The organism is Halomonas sp. 11-S5 (assembly GCF_029889825.1).
Taxonomy (GTDB): Bacteria; Pseudomonadota; Gammaproteobacteria; order Pseudomonadales; family Halomonadaceae; genus Halomonas.
In genome coordinates this window covers 89,528-106,905 of record NZ_JARANW010000008.1, presented here as the reverse complement: position 1 = coordinate 106,905, position 17,378 = coordinate 89,528, and the positions used below count along the sequence as shown (strand labels likewise).

Here is a 17,378-nt window from a genome sequence, read left to right as displayed (position 1 = left end):
CTCCTGTCGTGTCGACCGGGTATCGCTCACCTAGAGCTGAGGCAAGCGACATGTCAGGGTTTATCTGTCCAGCAGGGTGTCACGCAGCCCGCCCCACTGCTCCTGGAACAGTTCCGTGGGCATTTCCTTGAGATCGGGCGAGACCTTCGGGGTGAACTCCATCGCACTGAAAATATCGCGCTGGATGTCGATCCCCGGCGCAATTTCCGTCAGGGTGATCTCGCCATCGATAAGCTCAAATACGCAGCGTTCAGTGACATACAGCACCGGCTTGCCGACCTGCTGGGCATAGCGGCCGCTGAAGGTGATCTGATCGACCTGCTGGACGAACTTGAGGCGGTGGCCCTCCTTCCTGATATCAAGGCGACCGTCCGTAACAGTGAGCTCGCCACCATTGGTAAATGTGCCGCAGAACACCACTTTGCGCGCATTCTGGCTGATGTTAATAAACCCACCCGGACCGATGACCTTCTTGCCAAACTTGCTGACGTTAAGGTTTCCTTCGTGGTCGGTCTGGGCCAGCCCCAGGAAGCAGACATCCAGGCCGCCGCCATCATAGAAGTCGAACTGGTAACCGTGGTCGATAATCGCTTCGGCGTTGTAGGCGGTGGCGAAATCGCCACCGCTGGCCGGCACACCGCCATAGGTGCCGAGCTCGGTGGTCAGGGTCATGAGGTCACTGACCCCCTCCTCGGCTGCCACGCTGGCAACGCCTTCGGGCATGCCGATCCCAAGGTTGACAACCCCACCCGGAACTAGCTCCATGGCCGTGCGCCTCGCAATCACCTTTCGCGGGTCCAAGGGCATCGGCTTGATGCCACCCAATGGCATCTTGAGATCGCCCGAGAGCGCCGGATTGAAGTAGGTCGCCATGGTCTGGGTATGGTTCTCGGGCTTGGCGACTACCACGTAATCGACCAGATCTGCCGGAATCTTGACCTTCTGCGGGTGCAGCGTGCCTGCACGGGCCAGATACTCCACCTGGGCAATCACAATGCCGCCACTGTTCCTGGCCGCCTGGGCCATGGAGAGCTGCTCGAGGAAAATCGCCTCCCGCTCGAGGGTCAGGTTACCCCTCTCGTCGGCGGTGGTCGCGCGAATCACCGCCACATTCACTGGGAAGGTGCGGTACATCAGCCACTCTTCACCTTCCAGTTCGATGAGTTTGACGAGGCCCTCGGAGGTGGCGGCATTGGCCTTGGCACCCTCCAGGCGGGGGTCGACGAAGGTGCCCAGACCGACCTTGGAGATCACCCCTGCCTTCTTTCCGGCGATGTGTCGCCACAGGTGCGCCATCACGCCTTGCGGCAGCAGGTAGGCCTCGATCTTGTTCTCGAGGACCAGATCACCCATGCGCGGAGCCTGGCCGGTGTGGCCACTGATCAAGCGCTTGACTAGGCCTTCATGGCCAAGATGGCTCATGCCCTTGTCCTTGCCATCACCGCAACCGCAACTATGGGCCACGGTCAGGTTGCGGGGAGCCCCCGTCTCCAGGAACCTGGCTTCCAGGGAAGAGGCCACCTCTTCCGCGAAGCCACTAAGCCCCGCAGTGGACCACACGACCGTATCGTCATGCTTGATCATGCCAACTGCCGTATGGACATCAACTACCTTGCTCACAATGTTTACCTCATCATTATCAGTCGGCGTTTGAATACGCCGTTCATGACCAGCAGGTTCCGCAACCCTGGCTACAGCGGGAACCGATCAAGTCATCAGCACTATGCTTTTAGCGTGGGTACCTGTACGTTCATCCCGTCTCGCTGCTATATCTTCTCGATCCGAAAACCCCGTTGTCACTACGTCTACAGGTAATACCCAAAGGGATCACCTGCATTAGCTTCCAGCAAGAAACAGCACGATCTTCGGAAAGAAAATCACCAGTACGACCACGACGATATCCGCCACTAGGAAGGTCGTAACGCCCTTGAAGATATCCATCAGGGAGGCGTATTGACCCGCCACGCCCTTGATGACAAAGATATTCATGCCTACCGGCGGCGTGATCATTCCGATTTCGAGTAGTTTGACCAGCAACACCCCGAACCAGATGAGGCTGACATCGTAGAGCTCGAAGACCGGTAGCAGCACCGGCAGAGTCACCAGCATGGCGCCGAAGGGCTCCATGAACAGCCCGAGGAAGAGATAAATCACCACCACGACCAGCATCAGCTGGAGATAGCTCGGGTCCCAGCCGGTCACCGCACTGGTGATATAGCCAGCCAGGCCGCTCAGGCTGAGAAACAGGGTGAACATGCTCGCCCCTACCCCGATGATCAGCAGTGCCGAAGTGGTTGAGAGGGTCTCGAGCAGCGCGGTCTTCATCACCTTGCCGTTCAGCCGGCGCTGTACAAGCCCGATGAATATCGCGCCGGCCGCCCCCACGGCCCCGGCTTCTGTCGCCGTGAAGAAGCCTGAAAACAGCCCACCAAACACCAGGAACCCCAGCACCAGGACGGGCCAGATCTCTATCAGTGCCTGCCTGGCGCCGATATCGCGTGCATCGGCCGCCTGGCGGGGCACAATGTCCGGTCGAAGCCAGCTGACCAGCAGAATCACGATACTATAGCTGACCGCAGTCAGCAGGCCGATGGTGATCCCGCCCAGGAAGACCTGGGTGATCGACACCTGGGCAAAGACCCCGTACACGATCATAAGGATGCTTGGCGGAATCAGCGCCCCGATAGTGCCTCCCGCGGCGATGGTGCCGCAGGCAAAGCTGGGCTTGTAACCGCCACTGACCATCTCGGGAATGGCAATTCGCCCCATGGCGGCGGCACAGGCCACGCTAGAGCCACTGACTGCGGCGAAGCCGGAACTGGCAAAGATGCTCGAGATCGCCACCCCACCTGGCAGCCAACGAAAGACCACCTTGGCTGCATTGAACAGGCCACTGGTAAGCCCTGTATGGAAGCAAACGAAACCCATCAGCAGAAACATCGGCACAGCGCTTAGAGTCCACTTGGCGATGAACTCGTAGGGCGTCGATGCGAGCATGCCGATGGCGGTGTTCCAACCGAACATCACGCTGATGCCAACCAGCGAGACTGTGATCAGGGACAACGCCACGGGGACGCGTAATGCCAGCAACGCCAGGAGTGCCGCGAGCCCGTAGAAACCGATTTCAACAGACATGGAGTTACCCTTCTTGCGAGTCGGCAGTATAGGCCGTGCCGCTGGCCAGCAGCGGGAGGCGTATGAGGCAGACGATCGCGGCCAGCCCGAACGCCAGCGGCAACACGAAGTAGGTGGGCCAAACCGGCATGGGGAAGCTCAGCGACATGACGTAGGAGCCGATCTGAAACTGCTCCATGGCCTTTGCCCAGGTCGCGACCATCAGAATGCTATAGACCCCGGCCGACAGCAGTGAAACCAGCACATCGGAGATCCTTATCAGAACGGGGCTCATCAAGCTTTCCAGGGCTTCGACGGCAATCATGTCCTTGCGCCACTCGACCCAGGCCAGGGGAAGTAGGACCAGGGTGATCAGGTAGTAGCGGGTGACCATCTCTAGCGTGGCAGGGACCGATACCGACAGCGTTGAGCGCAGGATAACGTCTAGCGTCACGTGCACCACCATTAGCAGGATAGAGATGGTGCCGAGCAACCCCAGCCCCATGGATACATGGTTTACCAAGCGATATAACCAGGCCATGAGATAACCTCCTGACTCGAGAAAAAAGCCCAGAACCGCCGCTGTGGTCCTGGGAAACAGCAAGTTCAGGTGCCGTAGCTGGTAAAGTCCACCTGGTCCCAGACTTCGCGGTTGATAGCCTCGGAAACGGCGACGGGGTCCTCACCAACCTCCTCGACAAGAGCATTCCATTTCTGAACCAGCTCTTTGAAGCGTGCTAGCTTGGCGGCCGCATCGCTGACGCCATAGCGGCTTTCGGCCTGCTCGGCGGCATAGGCCAGGTCCTTCTCGGCAAAGCGGCGGGTCGCTTCATGCAGCGACTCATCGGCCTTGAGGATCTCGATACCACTATCCTTTGCTACCTGCTCGGCTTCGGCCGGCATCTCATAGGCCCAGCGCTGGGTCGCCAGCGCGCTGGCCCGGGTCGAGGCACGGGCGATGGCCTCGCGGTCCTCTGGCGAAAGTGAGCTCCAGACCTGTTGTCTGGTGGCGTGTGAAATAGTGCTGTGAAAGGTGCCCAGTCCGATATAGGTCAGGTAGTCGATGGCATCCTCGAGGCGAAACGAGATGATATCGGCCGAGGAAGTAATTGTCCCCTCGATCACACCTTGGGACAGCGATTCGAAGGTCTCACCTACTGTGATGCTTGCTGGGGTCCCGCCCATTTCTTCCAGCCAGCGAGAGTATTGCGGTCCGCCTACGCGAAGGCGCATACCTTGCAGGTCTTCAACGGAGGTTACCGGCTTGTTGGTCAGCAGATGGTAGACATCCGTCGCATGGGTACTGGTGTAGACGATGCCCATCTGCTTGAGCTCATCCTGACAATCATCGCAGGTGGCGATGTATTCGGTCACTGCACCGTTCATAGCAAAGGAGTTTGTCCCTAGCAGTGCCATATCGCCGATCAGGTTAAAATTGGGCAGGTCTGCGGGAAAGTAGGCCGGCAGCAGCAGGCCGATTTCCACCAGGCCACTGCGCAGCGCCGTGCGCATGTTGCCCAGCGAGGCAATTTCTGTCCCCATGATTTGCCCGCCCAGACGACCCTCGGACTCTTCAGCCAGCGCCGGCAAGAATTCAGTATACAGGGGCGTATGCGCCGGGTGGGCTGGCGGAACCCCCGGTGCCAGACGGAAGTCGCGCGCATGCGCGGCCTGGGCCATCACGCCCCCTGCCATGGCCACCACGGCCAGGCCTTTCACTACTGACTTCATCTTCATCATGACTCTCGCCTCATTGGTCTTGTTGGTGGTGAAAAGGGCTCTCGCCTCGCGAAAAAACCCATGCATCGATCACGATGCCTTGCCGACGCGATTTCGATGCCTTCGGGGGGCGACTCACGACGACTCAGCTAAAACGAGTGCCTTCCGCCCCCGAGGGCATCGATACTCCGATCCATGAACCTAGGCTCAGAAACTTGTAGATCACCATTCCCTGAAAGCGCACAACATCCCCTTCGCGGCCATCGATCGCCTCGCGAGCATGCCAGCCGGCACCGAAAGACGTCTTGGGTTCTTGATGTTGTCCATTGATCTTCCTGTGTGTTGTTGTCTTGGTTCTCAGTCGTCACGAGATTTCATTGGCCACGAGAAGGCAGGCAGCCCGCCTTATAACCCTGACCGCACAGAAGGTTTGCCACTTCCAGTGCAGATTGTTGCATTATAATTCCACATGCACAAATTCCCTAAACCCGACTTTAGTCTTAACAGGAGCAAGAGGAGATGTTCAGGTGAGGGCAAGCCGAGTCCGTTCGAACAGGAAAAGCGTAAAGTAGCGACATCTCCGGCGATCAGGTTGGAAAGAGAAGGCCTGGCGTCCTCACACCTAGCCCAGCAGGTCGGGTGTGAGGTCGACAGAACGCGAAGGGGGCGAGGGAAATTGCTCACCGACTGCCATGCATTATAATGCCAACACCATGACATGTTAGAATGTTGGACGACTCATCGAGTCCGCCCGAGATCCGAGCAAGCACCTTCTGTTACAAGAAGATCGAGGCCCATCATGAAACCAGAAGAACAGGACGCCGAAGAGGCCCAGCCCAGCTTTGCCTTATCCATCGGCGAGCGTGTGCGGGCCTATCGCGCTCGTCGCGGTATCGCACGCAAACACCTGTCGGCTCAATCGGGTATCTCGGAGCGCTACCTGGCCCAGATCGAGACCGGCAAGGCCAATATCTCCATAGAACTGCTACAACGCCTGGCTCAGGCCATGGTCGTGCCGCTTCACGGACTGCTTCCGGCCTCCGGCCAGCAGGTGCTTCCCTCCTCGCTCAACGACCTGCTGCAACGCCTTTCCCCCTCCCAGCTCGAGGAGGCCTACCAGCTGCTTGCGCAGCACTTCGAACCGCCTCGTACTTGCCAGTCCGGCATCGCCCTGATCGGCATCCGATTTGGCGGCAAGACGACCCTCGGCGAGCTGCTGGCCGCAGCCCTCGACCTTCCCTTTATCCGCCTCAGCCAGGTCATCGAAGCGCAAGGAGGGATGAAAGTAGGCGAAGTCCTGGAGCTGGGTGGCCAACGTACCTACCGCCGCCTGGAGCGGCAGGCCCTGGAACATGTGATCGAACAGCACCCCCTGTCGGTCCTTGAGGTCGGCGGCGGGCTGGTCACCGAACCCGAGACCTTCCAGAGATTGCTCAGCCGCTTCTACACGGTCTGGTTGAAGGCCTCTCCCGACGAGTTGATGGGCCGGCTGATGGCGGCTGGTGACATGCGCCCCCTGGAAGGCAACAACTACGAAATTGCCAAGGAAGACCTCACTCGCATCCTGACGGAGCGCGATGCCGAGTATCGCCAGGCCGACCACATACTCGAGACTACCGGACGGACGGTCGAGGACTGCTTCCAGGAGCTGGCCAGCGTCAGTCGCTCCGTCATGGCACCCCACGTCGCTGAGGCAACCTAGACCAGCGGCAGACGCTCTGTATTCGTTGGGGGCAGCAGCCCCCTACTTGGCACCGACTCATCGGGCCCCTTGCAGGAACCTGACCTCGCTGGCGTCAAGCCAGCACGGACAGGCGGGCCGGGCACCGAGGCGTACACCTTGCCGACCGAGTGTCGATCAGCGAGAGAAAGCGGGCGTTCTAGGGGCGCATCAGCGAGGGACCATCGATCGGGGACGCCGCCTTGGCGTGCGGTGTGCCACAAAAAAGGGGTGGACCAGCACCCGAAAATGCTGGTCCACCCTTCCTTTATCGCGGGTGAAGCACGATTACCTCAGGCTCGGCTCGGCTCCACCATGAAGTGGGAGAAGAAGGCGTCGAGTTCGTCGAAGCCATCGAGCGGGAGCACCAGGGAGACGTACTGGTCCGGGCGCACCACCACCAGCGCGCCGGCGCCGCGATCGATGCCCCGCAGGTCGAAGATGTCCTGGTCGGTCCCCAGCGCCGGCGCGTGGGCCTTCTGGTAATCCTGCAGTCCAAGGGCTCCCTTGTGCGGCTTGAGCAGTTCGTGCATGTCGGCCCAGTCCACCTCGAGGTGCGACTGCTGGATGATGCCGTGGACGTCGAAGATCGCGTCCGGGTCGGCCCCCTGCGGGGTGAAACGGCGGATCGGCGAGGCGTCGCTGGCCAGGTAATCCATCAGCTGGTTGAAGCGTGAGCCAGGGCTTCTCGGGTCGACCATGTCGGCGAAGGCATAGAGCCGCCAGCGGCCGTCGGCGCGATGGACGTGCCCGAGGTGGACCTGCTTGGCATCGCCGAGCCGGATCACCTCGGCGGAGTGGAAGCGGCGCCCCGGCGGGAAGCCGGTGGCGAGCCCCAGGTGGCCGTCGTCGCCGGTGAGCAGGTCCGGCGTGTAGTGGGTGGCGAACCCCGCGGTGAACTCACTGTTGGTGACGAACTGGCGCTGCACCTCGGCCAGGCCTTTCATCGCGGCCTGCGGGTCGTCAGAGGCCTGCGCGGCACCAATCGCCCGCGACCAGCGGGTATCCATCTCGATGAGGTTCTCGGCGATGACGTGGCGCTCGGCGTTGTAGGTGTGGAGCAGGCTGGCCGGGCTGCGTCCCTCGAGCACCGAGATCAGCTTCCAGCCGAGGTTGAAGGTGTCCTGCATCGACACGTTCATGCCCTGACCGGCCTTGGCGGTATGGGTGTGGCAGGCATCGCCGGCAATGAAGACCCGCGGCGTGCGGCTCTCCACCTGGTCGTCGTCGACGTCATCGAACTTGTCGGTGACCCGGTGACCGACGCGGTAGACGGAGAACCAGGCGGTCTCCTTCACCTCGAAGCTGTACGGCGCCAGCACCGCCTGGGCCTTCGCCAGCACCTGTTCCTTGGTCAGCCAGGCATCCGGGGCGATGTTGCCCATGTCGACGTAGAGCCGGACCATGTAGCCGCCCTCGCGGGGGATCAGCAGGATGTTGCCCGCCTCGGCGGACTGGATCGTGCACTTGAAGCGGATGTCCGGGAAGTCGGTCACCGCCAGCACATCCATCACACCCCATGCCTTGTCCTCGCCGTGGCCCTGGGGCACGCGGCCGATGGACTCACGCACCACGCTGTGCGCACCGTCGCAGCCGACCACGTACTTGGCGCGGACGGTCTTTTCCCCCTCCGGCGTGTTAAGGGTCACGACCACCCGCTCGTCGGCGGCCTCGGGAACCTTCACCTCGAGGGTCTCGTGGCTGTAGTCGACCTGCAGGCGGCTGGGGGAGTTGTGCATGTACTCCAGCAGGAAGTCGAGCAGGCGGGCCTGGTTGACGATCACGTGGGGGAACTCGGAGAGGCCGTCACGCACGTCCTGAACGCGGCCGAGCCGGGCGATCCGCGACTTGTCCTCGGCGGCCGGGCCCCAGAAGTGGGTCTCGTTGATCCAGTAGGCCTCGGTGGTCAGCTTCTCCGACAGGCCGAAGGCCTCGAACATCTCCACCGTGCGGCACGCGACACCGTCGGCACGTCCCACTTCGAGGGGCGCATCGGCCTTCTCCACCACGCGGGTGACGATCTCCGGAAAGGTCGAGAGCTGGGCGGCGAGCAGCAGACCGGCCGGGCCGGTGCCGACGATGAGTACGTCCACCTCCTCCGGCAGCGACCCCTGCTCCTCGCTGCGCCCTTCTGCCAGGGGTTGAATTCGCGGGTCGCCACTACGGTAACCGTCGAGGAAGTACTGCATCTGTTCGCTCCATCCCGCTTGTCACGGGTCGTTGTTGATAAACCATCAGGGGTAGGGTCCGCTGCGGCAATCCGCCACGGTGATAATAATCAGTATTGTGATCAATATCGCGACGAACAATACGACTTTCCGCCAATACCCGGCATCCTGTGACCCGGCATCGATGTTCCGGAAGGGTGTTGCGGTATCGACCTTCGGATGATTGCTCATTACTGTGATGATCACAATACTGACGCAGATCAAAGAGTGATCACTTCCCTGACCACCGACAAGTGAGCCGACAATGACAACCACCACACGCCACGCCTTCCGTCACCCCCTGGCCCTGACGCTGCTCTCCGCCTCCCTGCTGGCCGCCAGCAGCCCGGCCCTGGCCAAGGAACTCCGCCTGGGGATCATCACCCCGCCCCAGCACAACTGGACCCAGACCGCCGAACGCTTCGCCGAGGAAGTGGCCGAGCAAAGCGATGGCGAGCTGACCGTCGCCATCTTCCCCGCCGGCCAGCTGGGCGACGAGTCGGCAATGTTCTCGCAGATGGAGACCGGGCTGCTCGACATGGGCATCATGACCGCCGCCCTGACCAGCCAGCGCGAGCCCTCCATCGTCGGCTGGTTCAGCCCCTTCCTGTTCGACAGCGTCGCCGAGGCGGCCCAGGCCGCCGAGACCGAAGCCGCCCGGCAGATGCTGGCGAACCTCGAGAACAAGGGTCTGCATGCCTTCGGCTACACCTTCGCCGGCATGCGCCACATCCTGATGCGCGATGGTCGCGTGGAGAGCCTGGCGGATGTCGACGGCAAGAAGATCCGCATCATACCCTTCGCCGCCATGAACACCTGGTGGCGCGCCACCGGGGCCAGCCCCACCCCGGTCAGCCTGCCCGACGTCTACCAGGGCCTGCAGAACAAGATGCTCGACGGCGTGGACATCGACCTCGACGCCCTGGTGGGCTCCGGCTTCTATGAGGTCGCCGAACACCTGACCCTCACCAACCACATGGCCTTTCCGGCCGTCTCGGTGATGAGCCAGATGTCCCGGGACTCCCTCTCCGACGAGCAGCGCCGGATCATCGACGAGGCCATGGACGAGGCCCTGGCGTGGGGCATCGAGGGCCAGATCGAGGCCGAGGAGCAAAACCTCGCCACCCTCGAGGCGAATATCGATGTCTTCACCCTCGAGGATGCCGAGGGCGTGTTCGGCGAGGCCAACCAGGCCTTCGCCGAGCGCTTCGGCGAGCACCCGGTGATCCAGGCCTTCCAGCAGCAGTCCGCCCAGCTCCTCGGCGCCGAATGAACGGGGCGGGGCGCGCCCGCGCCCCAATCCAGACAGCCCGACCCGGACAGCCCGCCCCGGACAGGAAGGAGTCCCCATGAACGCACGACATGACACCTGGCTCAGCCGGGCAAGCCGCCGGCTGGCCGGGCTGGAGCAGCTGGCCTGCAGCGTGCTGATCGCGGCCTTCGGCGTGCTGCTGATCGCCAACGTCTTCGCCCGCTACGTGCTGAACAGCCCGATCTTCTTCGCCAGCGAACTGGCCGTCTACATCCTGATCTGGATGGCCTTCCTGGCCATCTCGATCTCGATCCACCACGACCAGCACGTGCGCCTCACCATGCTGGTAGGGCTGCTGCCCACGACGGCCCAGCGGGCCTGCTACTGGCTGACCGAGCTGGTCTGCCTGGCGATGCTGGCGGTGATCCTCTGGTACGCCATCGGCTGGCTGCGCTCACCCTCGGTGGGCTACGACATCGCCATCACCCTCGACTGGCCCAAGTGGCACTTCTACCTAATCGTACCGATCTTCTGCGCCACCTCGATCTTCCACCTCATCGCCAGGCTGTCGGACCGCTCACGCACCGTCTTCACCCTGGTCAGCGACGAGGATTGACCGCATGACGCTCGCTGCCTTCCTACTGTTCATGCTGCTCGGCATGCCCATCGCCTTCGTGCTGCTGGCCTCGACCTTCACCTTCGTCCTCGCGTCCGGCAACTACCGGCTGCTCGAGAACCTGCCCCAGGTGATCTTCGGCTCGCTGGAGGTCTTCGACCTGCTGGCGATCCCGCTCTTCATCCTGCTCGGCGAGATCATGAACGAGGGAGGGATCACCCGGCGGATCATCACCGCGGCCCGCGCCTGGTTCTCCTGGGTGCCACACAGCATCGCCTATGTCTCCCTGACCTCGAACCTGATGCTGGCCTCGATCATGGGCTCGGCGACTGCGCAGATCGCCATCATGAGCCGAGTGATGACCCCGGAGATGGAACGCGACGGCTACGACAAGGGCTTCGCCGCCGCCCTGACGGCGGGGGCCGGCCTGCTGGGGCCGATCATCCCGCCCTCCATGGTCTTCATCATCTACGGGGTCATCGCCCAGGTCTCCATCGGCGCCATGTTCATGGGCGGCATCCTTCCGGGCCTGGTGCTGTTCGTGCTGATCAGCGGCCTGATCGCGCTGCTCGCCGGCCGGGCAAGCAAGAAGGGCGCCGAGGCACGGACGAGCATCCCGCTGTGGAAGGCCACTCGCGGTGCCCTGCTCACCCTGTGCATCCCCGTGGTCATCGTCGGCGGCATTGCCTTCGGCATCGTCACGCCCACGGAATCCGCCGCCGTGGCCACCCTGATGGCGCTGATCCTCGGCTGCCTGTTCTTCCGTGAGCTCAGGTGGGGACAGTTGCCCGGCGTGCTCAGGCGTACGGCGCGCAACACGTCCATCGTGCTGTTCCTGATCGCCGCCGCCAAGGCCTTCGGCTGGGTGCTGATCTACAACCAGATCCCCCAGCAGGTGGCGGGGCTGATGCAGGGCACCACCGAGAGCCCGCTGGTGTTCATGCTGCTGGTGTTCGTGATGCTGATCGTGGTGGGCATGGTGCTCGACGGCATCGCCGCACTGATCATCCTGGTGCCGATCCTGCTGCCGGTGGCCCAGCAGAGCTACGGCATCGACCCCATCCACTTCGGCATCGTCACCTGCATGACCCTGAGCCTCGGGCTGCTGACGCCGCCGGTGGGCGCGGGCCTCTATGTCGCCTCGGCCATCAGCAACGTCAGCCTGCCACGCATCACCAGGTGGATCTTTCCCTTCGTGCTGGCGGCCTGCCTGGTGATCCTGGCGATCATCTTCAATCCCTGGCTGGTCAGCGTCTTCCGCTAGACCCGCCCCGGCCCGGGATCGCCAGCGGATGCCCGGGCCCGGGCACTCTGATACATTAGACCACCGTGCCGGGCCGACCCCTGCCCGGCCAGCCACCCGCCCCCAAGATGACGAGCCGATGACCGGAACTCCGCTTACCCAGGCCAGTGTGCTGCCCGGCAACCTGCTGCGGCGCTGCCACCAGATCAGCGTCGCGATCTTCCTGCGCAAGTGCGAGGCCTACCACCTGACCCAGCTGCAGTACATCCTCCTCTGCGCCCTCGAGGAGAAGGGGCCGATCGATCAGATCACCCTGGGCGGCCATACGGCGCTGGATCGCAATACCGTGGCCGTGGTGGTGCGCAAGCTGGAGGAACGCGGCCTGGTGACCCGACGCCGCAACCCCGAGGATCGCCGCTCCATGCTGGTTTCCCTGACCACGGAGGGCGAACGCCTTCGCCATGACGCCGAGCCTCAGGTGGCCGAGGTGCAGGAGGAGATCGTCGCCCCCCTGAGCGAGGACGAACGGGAGACCCTATGCCGACTGCTGGGACGCATCGCCGACGAAAACAACCACCTCAGCCGCGTGCCAGTGCGCCAGACGGGGTGAACCCGCCTGACATGGCAAACAGGAAGCGGCGGGCCTTTCGGCCCGCCGCTTTTCCATGCTGACTAAGGCGGGACACTCACATCCGGCAGTCGCCGTCCGGCGCCTCCAGCTGTTCATGGGCGACGTCGATGACCTCATGCCTGCCGTCCTGGATCTCGCGCAGGTAGATATTCTGGATCGGGTGGTGGGACTCCGAGAAGCTCAGCGGCCCCCGCGGACTCTCGAGCTCCACATTGGCCAGGGCCTCGATCAGCGCGTCCCGGTCCTCGGTATTGCCACCGACCTCGGCGAGCGCCTGAACCAGCATGGCGCCGGTGTCATAGCCATGCACCGCATAGGCGTCAGGGGTCTCGCCGTAAGCCGCTTCATAGGCCGAGACGAAGGCCCGGTTCTCCTCGCTGTCCAGCGTCTCGGCATAGTGCAGGGTGGTCAGCACCCCCTCCCCGGCGTCGCCCAGTGTCGCGAGGTTGCCCTCGGTCAGAAAGCCCGAGCCCAGCAGCGGGATGCTCTCCTTGAGGCCGGCGGCGGCATAGTCGCGCACGAAGCTCACCCCGCCGCCCCCGGCGAAGAAGGTGTAGACGGCATCCGGCTTGAGGCTGGCGATCTGCGTCAGGTAGCTTTGGAACTCGGTGCTCGGGAAGGGCACCAGGATCTGCTCGACGATCTCGCCGCCCTCCTCGCTGAAGGCGCTCTCGAAGGCGGCCAGGTCCTCCTTGCCCCCGGCGTAGTCCCAGGTGATGGTCACCACGCGGCGATGGCCGCGTTCGAAGGCCACCTTGCCCATGGGGTAGCTGTCCTGCCACATGTTGTGGGAGGTACGGAAGATATTGGGCATGCACAGCTGGTTGGTGGCGGCCTCCAGGCCGGCATTGGGGATGATGGTGATGGCGCCGGACTGCTTGGCCACCCGCAGCATGCCCATGGCCACGCCGGAGTGGACCGGGCCGATGACGAAGTCGACGCCATCGCCCTTGACCAGGCGGCTCATGTTCTGGGGCGCCTTGGAGGGGTTGGCCTCGGAATCGAGCTGCACGTACTCGACGTCGCGGCCACCGAGCTGGCCGCCATTCTGCTCGATGGCCAGCTTGAGGCCGTTGGTGATGGCCTCGCCCAGGGCCGTGTAGGTGCCGGAGTAGGGCAGCATCAGGCCGAGTTTCACGGGCTCGTTATTCTCCGCCAGGGCCGACTGGCCAGCCAGCAGGAGAGCAGCCCCCAGCAGGGCCCTCAGTCGCGTATTTTTCTGGTTCATCATGGTGGGCTCGTCTCTCGTCAGGGATATTGTCGTTGTGGGTTATTTCGCTACCGCCAAGGCCGCTCAGGCCTGTCGTGATTTCGCCGCCCGCGAGTCGGCATGCGGCTGCCAACCCAGCCGACGCCGCGCCTCGGCCACGTCATCCTGCGGGTCGTGCTGCCACAGCCAGTCGTAGCGGCTCTTCAGGTTCTCGATCAGCCGGGCTTCATCGTCGCCGATGCCGGCAGCGGCGTACTCGTAGACGTCGCCCGCCTCATGGGAGGTGCGCTGCACCTTGCAGGCACGCGCGTGACGGACCGCCTCGAAGGCCGCCAGCGCCTGCTCGGCGCTCTGCCGATCGCAAGCCTGATCGGTCAACAGGCCTGCCAGCACATAGGCATCCTCCAGCGCCTGGCCGGCGCCTGCGCCCTGGTGGGGCACCATGGCATGGGCGGCATCACCCACGATCAGCACCCGGCCGCGACGGTAACGAGGCAGTTCGGGCAGCTCGTGCAAGGCCCAGCGAGTGGGCTCGGGAATGCAGTCGAGAATGGCCTGTGAACCGGCCCCCCAGCCTGCGAACACCTCCAGCATCTCCTCCTGGCTCACGGTACTGACCCACTCCTCGCCCTCGGGGAGTTGGGGAGCCGGGGTGGAGCGGTCGGTGATGAAGGCCACCACGTTGATCAACTCGGTCTGCTTCACCGGAAAGGTCAGGATGTGGCGGTCCGGTCCCAGATACATCTGCGGCACCCGTGCCAGGCGCTTGTCGGCGCCCCTGGCGGCCATGGCGGCCTCCAGCTGCTCGGTGGGAATCATGCCGCGATAGGCGTAGGTGCCGCTCCAGAAGGGACCGAGCTCAGCGTGCTGCGCCGGGGAAAGCACATGATCACGCACCGCCGACTTGATGCCGTCGAAGCCGATCAGGATGTCGGCGGTGTAGGCCGTGCCGTCGGCGAATTGCGCGGTGGTGCCATCGCCATCCTGTTCGACCGCCACGCAGCGCTTGCCGAAACGGGCGATTCCCTCGGGCAGGTTCTCGACGATCGCCTCCAGGAAGTCGGCCCGGTGGACCGAGGACTGGCCACAGCCGGGCGCCAGGGTGGCGGTCAGGTAGGCATCATCGCTACCGCGGCGCCATTCGAACCAGACATCCTCGAAGGGCGCAGGAGAGGAGTCGGAGATGTGTCGGTAGGAGGCCTCCAGGCCGAGCAGCGTGATCGCCCGGACGGCATTGGGCCCGAAGGAGACGCCGGCACCGATTTCCGAGAACTGCTCTGCGGCCTCGAAGAGCCGCACCTTGAGTCCCGGATCCCGCGAGAGGGCCACGGCCAGGGCAACGCCGCCGATGCCGCCGCCGACGATGCCGATGGAAAGACGCTTGTGCGAGGCACTGGATACCATGGTGGTGTCTCCTGTCAGGGATTATTGTGATGATCGTCACGCTATTCCCCTGGCCAGGCAGCGGCCATACAGCCCCCTGAATTCACCCGATAAGTGACACTAATAAGACCATGAATCAAACGCTTGCACGCCCCAGTTCCTCCAAGGATCGACTATTGTCGTATACCGCCAACCTGCCCGGTCGAAACTCCCCCGCACGAGGCAGACTGACATGATCCGGCTCTCGGAGATCGACACCAACCTGCTGGTGGTCTTCGACCTGCTCTACCAGGAGCAGAACACCCAGCGGGTGGCCCAGCGACTCGGGCTTACCCAGCCGGCGGTGAGCCATGCCCTGAAACGGCTGCGCAAGCTGCTGGGCGACGAGCTCTTCGAGCGCACCTCCCGGGGACTGATGCCGACCCCGCTGGCCAGCCGCCTGCACCCGCCGGTGGCCCAGGCCCTGGCCCATCTTCAGGAAGCCCTCAACCGGCCGGACGACTTCGATCCCGCCGTCAGTGAGCGCACCTTCAACATCGCCATGACCGACATCGGCGAGATCGTCTTCCTGCCCCGCCTGCTGCAGCGCCTGGCCGAACAGGCGCCCGGCATCCGGCTGAGCACCGTGCGCAGCCAGCACGACGACCTGAAGCGGGAGATGGAGGATGGCCGGATCGACCTGGCGATCGGCCTGATCCCCCAGCTCGGCGCCGGCTTCTACCAGCAGGGGCTCTTCGTCCAGCGCTATGTCTGCCTGATGCGCCGCGACCACCCCCTGGCAGCCGAAGACTTCGACCTGGAAGACTTCATCGCCGCCCGCCACGCCGTGGTAGTAGCCCGCGGCACCGGGCACGGCATCGTCGAGGAGTCCCTGGCCAGGGCGGGGGTCACCCGGCCGGTCTGCCTCGAGCTTCCCCACTTTGCCGCCGTGCCCTATATCATCAGCCACACCGACCTGGTGGTGACGGTCACCGACAAGCTGGCCGAGGTGACGCGCGAGCGCTTCGCGCTGACGATGCGCGAGCATCCCCTGCCCTTCCCCGAGATCCCCATCAAGGTCTTCTGGCACCGCCGCTTCCATCAGGATGCCGGCAACCGCTGGCTGCGCGGCCTGCTGTTCGAGATGTTCGCCGAGTGACCGCTATCAGAAGGACGGCAGCAGGCTGGAGGGGGGACCCAGGGCCTGCCCCAGCGTGAAGCCGGAACCGGAGTGGTGAGCTCACTCGAACACCTCCTCGACCAGGCCGATCAGGTTGTGAAGGGCCGGCGAGTCGTTGCTCGACCGCCAGGCCAGCCACAGCGGCATGTCGCAGGCCTCGAGTTCCGGCAGGTGCACGAAGCGGATGCCGGGCATGGGGTGGGCGCTGCTGGCCGAGGGCACGATGGCAATACCGAGTCCTGCCGCCACCATGCTGAGGATGGTGATGTTGTCGGCCCCATACTGGACCACGCGTGGCGAAAAACTCAGGCGCTCGAAGTGGGCCAACATGCGGTCGTAGTAAACCGGGGAAGCACTGCGAAAACCCCACACGAAGTCGGCCTCCTTCAGCTCGTCCAGACTTGCCGGCGGCGCTGCCGACCAGGGCGAGGCCTCCGGAACGGCCAGCATCAGGTGGTCGTGCTGCAGCAGGCGGGTCTCGAGGCCGGGCTGTTCGGCACTGTCCAGGTAGAGAATACCGGCATCCAGGCTGCCCTCCCGCAGCCGCTCCAGCTGGGGCCCCGACAGCAGGGGAAAGACCTCGAAGGCGACGCCGGGATAGCACTGCCGGTAGCCTCCCATCAGCCGCGCCACGTCGGGTACCCAGAGGTGAGTCACGGTGATGCCGAGACAGAGCTTGCCGACCTGACCGCTGCCCAGTGCCGCCAGGCGCGCCTTGATCTGGGCACGGGCATCGAGCAGCTGGATGGCCTCCTCGTACAGCGCGCGACCCGCGACCGTGAGCCGGATGCCGCGGGCATGGCGGTCGAAGAGCCGAGTGTCCAGGTCGTCTTCCAGCAGCCGCATCTGGCGCGTCAGCGCCGGCTGGGCGACGTGCACCCGGCGGCTGGCCGCGGAGATGGAGCCTGTCTCCACCACCGCCACGAAGTAGTCCAGCTGACGAAATTCCATGGCACCGATGACACCTCTGGGATGAAGGGCGACGTTTCGCACATAACCTGGGCAGTATCGTGCCTCGGCTGCCGGCTTTCCATACATAAAAGGTATGGCTTGCATCCAGAAGTGATATTTTCGGTATCGACGGGCGTGTTTCATAGTGAGGGGACAACCCATAACAAGACTCG

Annotated in this window: 14 protein-coding genes; 6 read left to right on the top strand and 8 right to left on the bottom strand. The window is 63.7% G+C overall.

The window, feature by feature from the left end:
- Positions 1-60: 60 nt before the first annotated feature.
- The 4 genes from OP497_RS08505 to OP497_RS08490 all read right to left on the bottom strand — a co-directional run bounded on the left by OP497_RS08505 (position 61) and on the right by OP497_RS08490 (position 4,854).
- Positions 61-1,584: a malonate decarboxylase subunit alpha gene (locus OP497_RS08505; RefSeq protein ID WP_280547769.1), complete on the bottom strand. Its 1,524-nt coding sequence runs from the start codon at positions 1,582-1,584 to the stop codon at positions 61-63.
- Between the two features lie 252 nt (positions 1,585-1,836).
- Complete coding sequence (locus OP497_RS08500; protein WP_280547768.1) at positions 1,837-3,135, bottom strand: TRAP transporter large permease subunit; 1,299 nt, start codon at positions 3,133-3,135, stop codon at positions 1,837-1,839.
- A 4-nt stretch (positions 3,136-3,139) separates the two neighbouring features.
- Entirely contained in the window at positions 3,140-3,655 is a 516-nt protein-coding gene (locus tag OP497_RS08495) for a TRAP transporter small permease (RefSeq protein WP_280547767.1), read from the bottom strand.
- 65 nt (positions 3,656-3,720) lie between these two features.
- On the bottom strand, positions 3,721-4,854 hold the full coding sequence (locus tag OP497_RS08490) for a C4-dicarboxylate TRAP transporter substrate-binding protein (protein WP_280547766.1): 1,134 nt from the start codon (positions 4,852-4,854) through the stop codon (positions 3,721-3,723).
- Positions 4,855-5,632: 778 nt separating this feature from the next.
- On the opposite strand from OP497_RS08490, the gene OP497_RS08485 reads away from it, so the two are divergent.
- Positions 5,633-6,535 (top strand): helix-turn-helix transcriptional regulator, encoded by a 903-nt coding sequence (locus tag OP497_RS08485; RefSeq protein WP_280547765.1) that lies wholly within the window; start codon positions 5,633-5,635, stop codon positions 6,533-6,535.
- A 311-nt stretch (positions 6,536-6,846) separates the two neighbouring features.
- Here the strand turns inward: OP497_RS08485 and OP497_RS08480 are convergent, their stop codons facing one another.
- Entirely contained in the window at positions 6,847-8,742 is a 1,896-nt protein-coding gene (locus OP497_RS08480; protein WP_280547764.1) for an FAD-dependent monooxygenase, read from the bottom strand.
- A 283-nt stretch (positions 8,743-9,025) separates the two neighbouring features.
- Between OP497_RS08480 and OP497_RS08475 the strand changes: the two genes are divergently transcribed.
- From OP497_RS08475 to OP497_RS08460, 4 genes are all read left to right on the top strand, one after another.
- A complete protein-coding gene (locus OP497_RS08475; protein ID WP_280547763.1) occupies positions 9,026-10,033 on the top strand; it encodes a TRAP transporter substrate-binding protein in 1,008 nt (335 codons plus the stop codon).
- A 76-nt stretch (positions 10,034-10,109) separates the two neighbouring features.
- Positions 10,110-10,628: a TRAP transporter small permease gene (locus OP497_RS08470; protein ID WP_280547762.1), complete on the top strand. Its 519-nt coding sequence runs from the start codon at positions 10,110-10,112 to the stop codon at positions 10,626-10,628.
- A gap of 4 nt (positions 10,629-10,632) precedes the next feature.
- Entirely contained in the window at positions 10,633-11,892 is a 1,260-nt protein-coding gene (locus tag OP497_RS08465; protein ID WP_280547761.1) for a TRAP transporter large permease, read from the top strand.
- A gap of 118 nt (positions 11,893-12,010) precedes the next feature.
- The gene (locus OP497_RS08460; protein ID WP_280547760.1) at positions 12,011-12,481 is read left to right on the top strand and encodes a MarR family transcriptional regulator; all 471 of its coding nucleotides are present in this window, start codon (positions 12,011-12,013) and stop codon (positions 12,479-12,481) included.
- Positions 12,482-12,557: 76 nt separating this feature from the next.
- On the opposite strand, the gene OP497_RS08455 is transcribed toward OP497_RS08460, so the two are convergent.
- Both OP497_RS08455 and salA read right to left on the bottom strand, forming a co-directional pair.
- Positions 12,558-13,733: an ABC transporter substrate-binding protein gene (locus OP497_RS08455; RefSeq protein ID WP_280547759.1), complete on the bottom strand. Its 1,176-nt coding sequence runs from the start codon at positions 13,731-13,733 to the stop codon at positions 12,558-12,560.
- A gap of 63 nt (positions 13,734-13,796) precedes the next feature.
- Complete coding sequence (gene salA, locus OP497_RS08450; RefSeq protein ID WP_280547758.1) at positions 13,797-15,116, bottom strand: salicylate 1-monooxygenase; 1,320 nt, start codon at positions 15,114-15,116, stop codon at positions 13,797-13,799.
- Positions 15,117-15,327: 211 nt separating this feature from the next.
- On the opposite strand from salA, the gene OP497_RS08445 reads away from it, so the two are divergent.
- Positions 15,328-16,233 carry a LysR family transcriptional regulator gene (locus OP497_RS08445; protein ID WP_280547757.1) on the top strand — a complete coding sequence of 302 codons (906 nt, stop codon included), beginning with the start codon at positions 15,328-15,330 and terminating at the stop codon, positions 16,231-16,233.
- Positions 16,234-16,314: 81 nt separating this feature from the next.
- Here OP497_RS08445 and OP497_RS08440 read toward each other — a convergent pair whose 3' ends face one another.
- Complete coding sequence (locus tag OP497_RS08440) at positions 16,315-17,205, bottom strand: LysR family transcriptional regulator (protein WP_280547756.1); 891 nt, start codon at positions 17,203-17,205, stop codon at positions 16,315-16,317.
- Between the last annotated feature and the right edge of the window lie 173 nt (positions 17,206-17,378).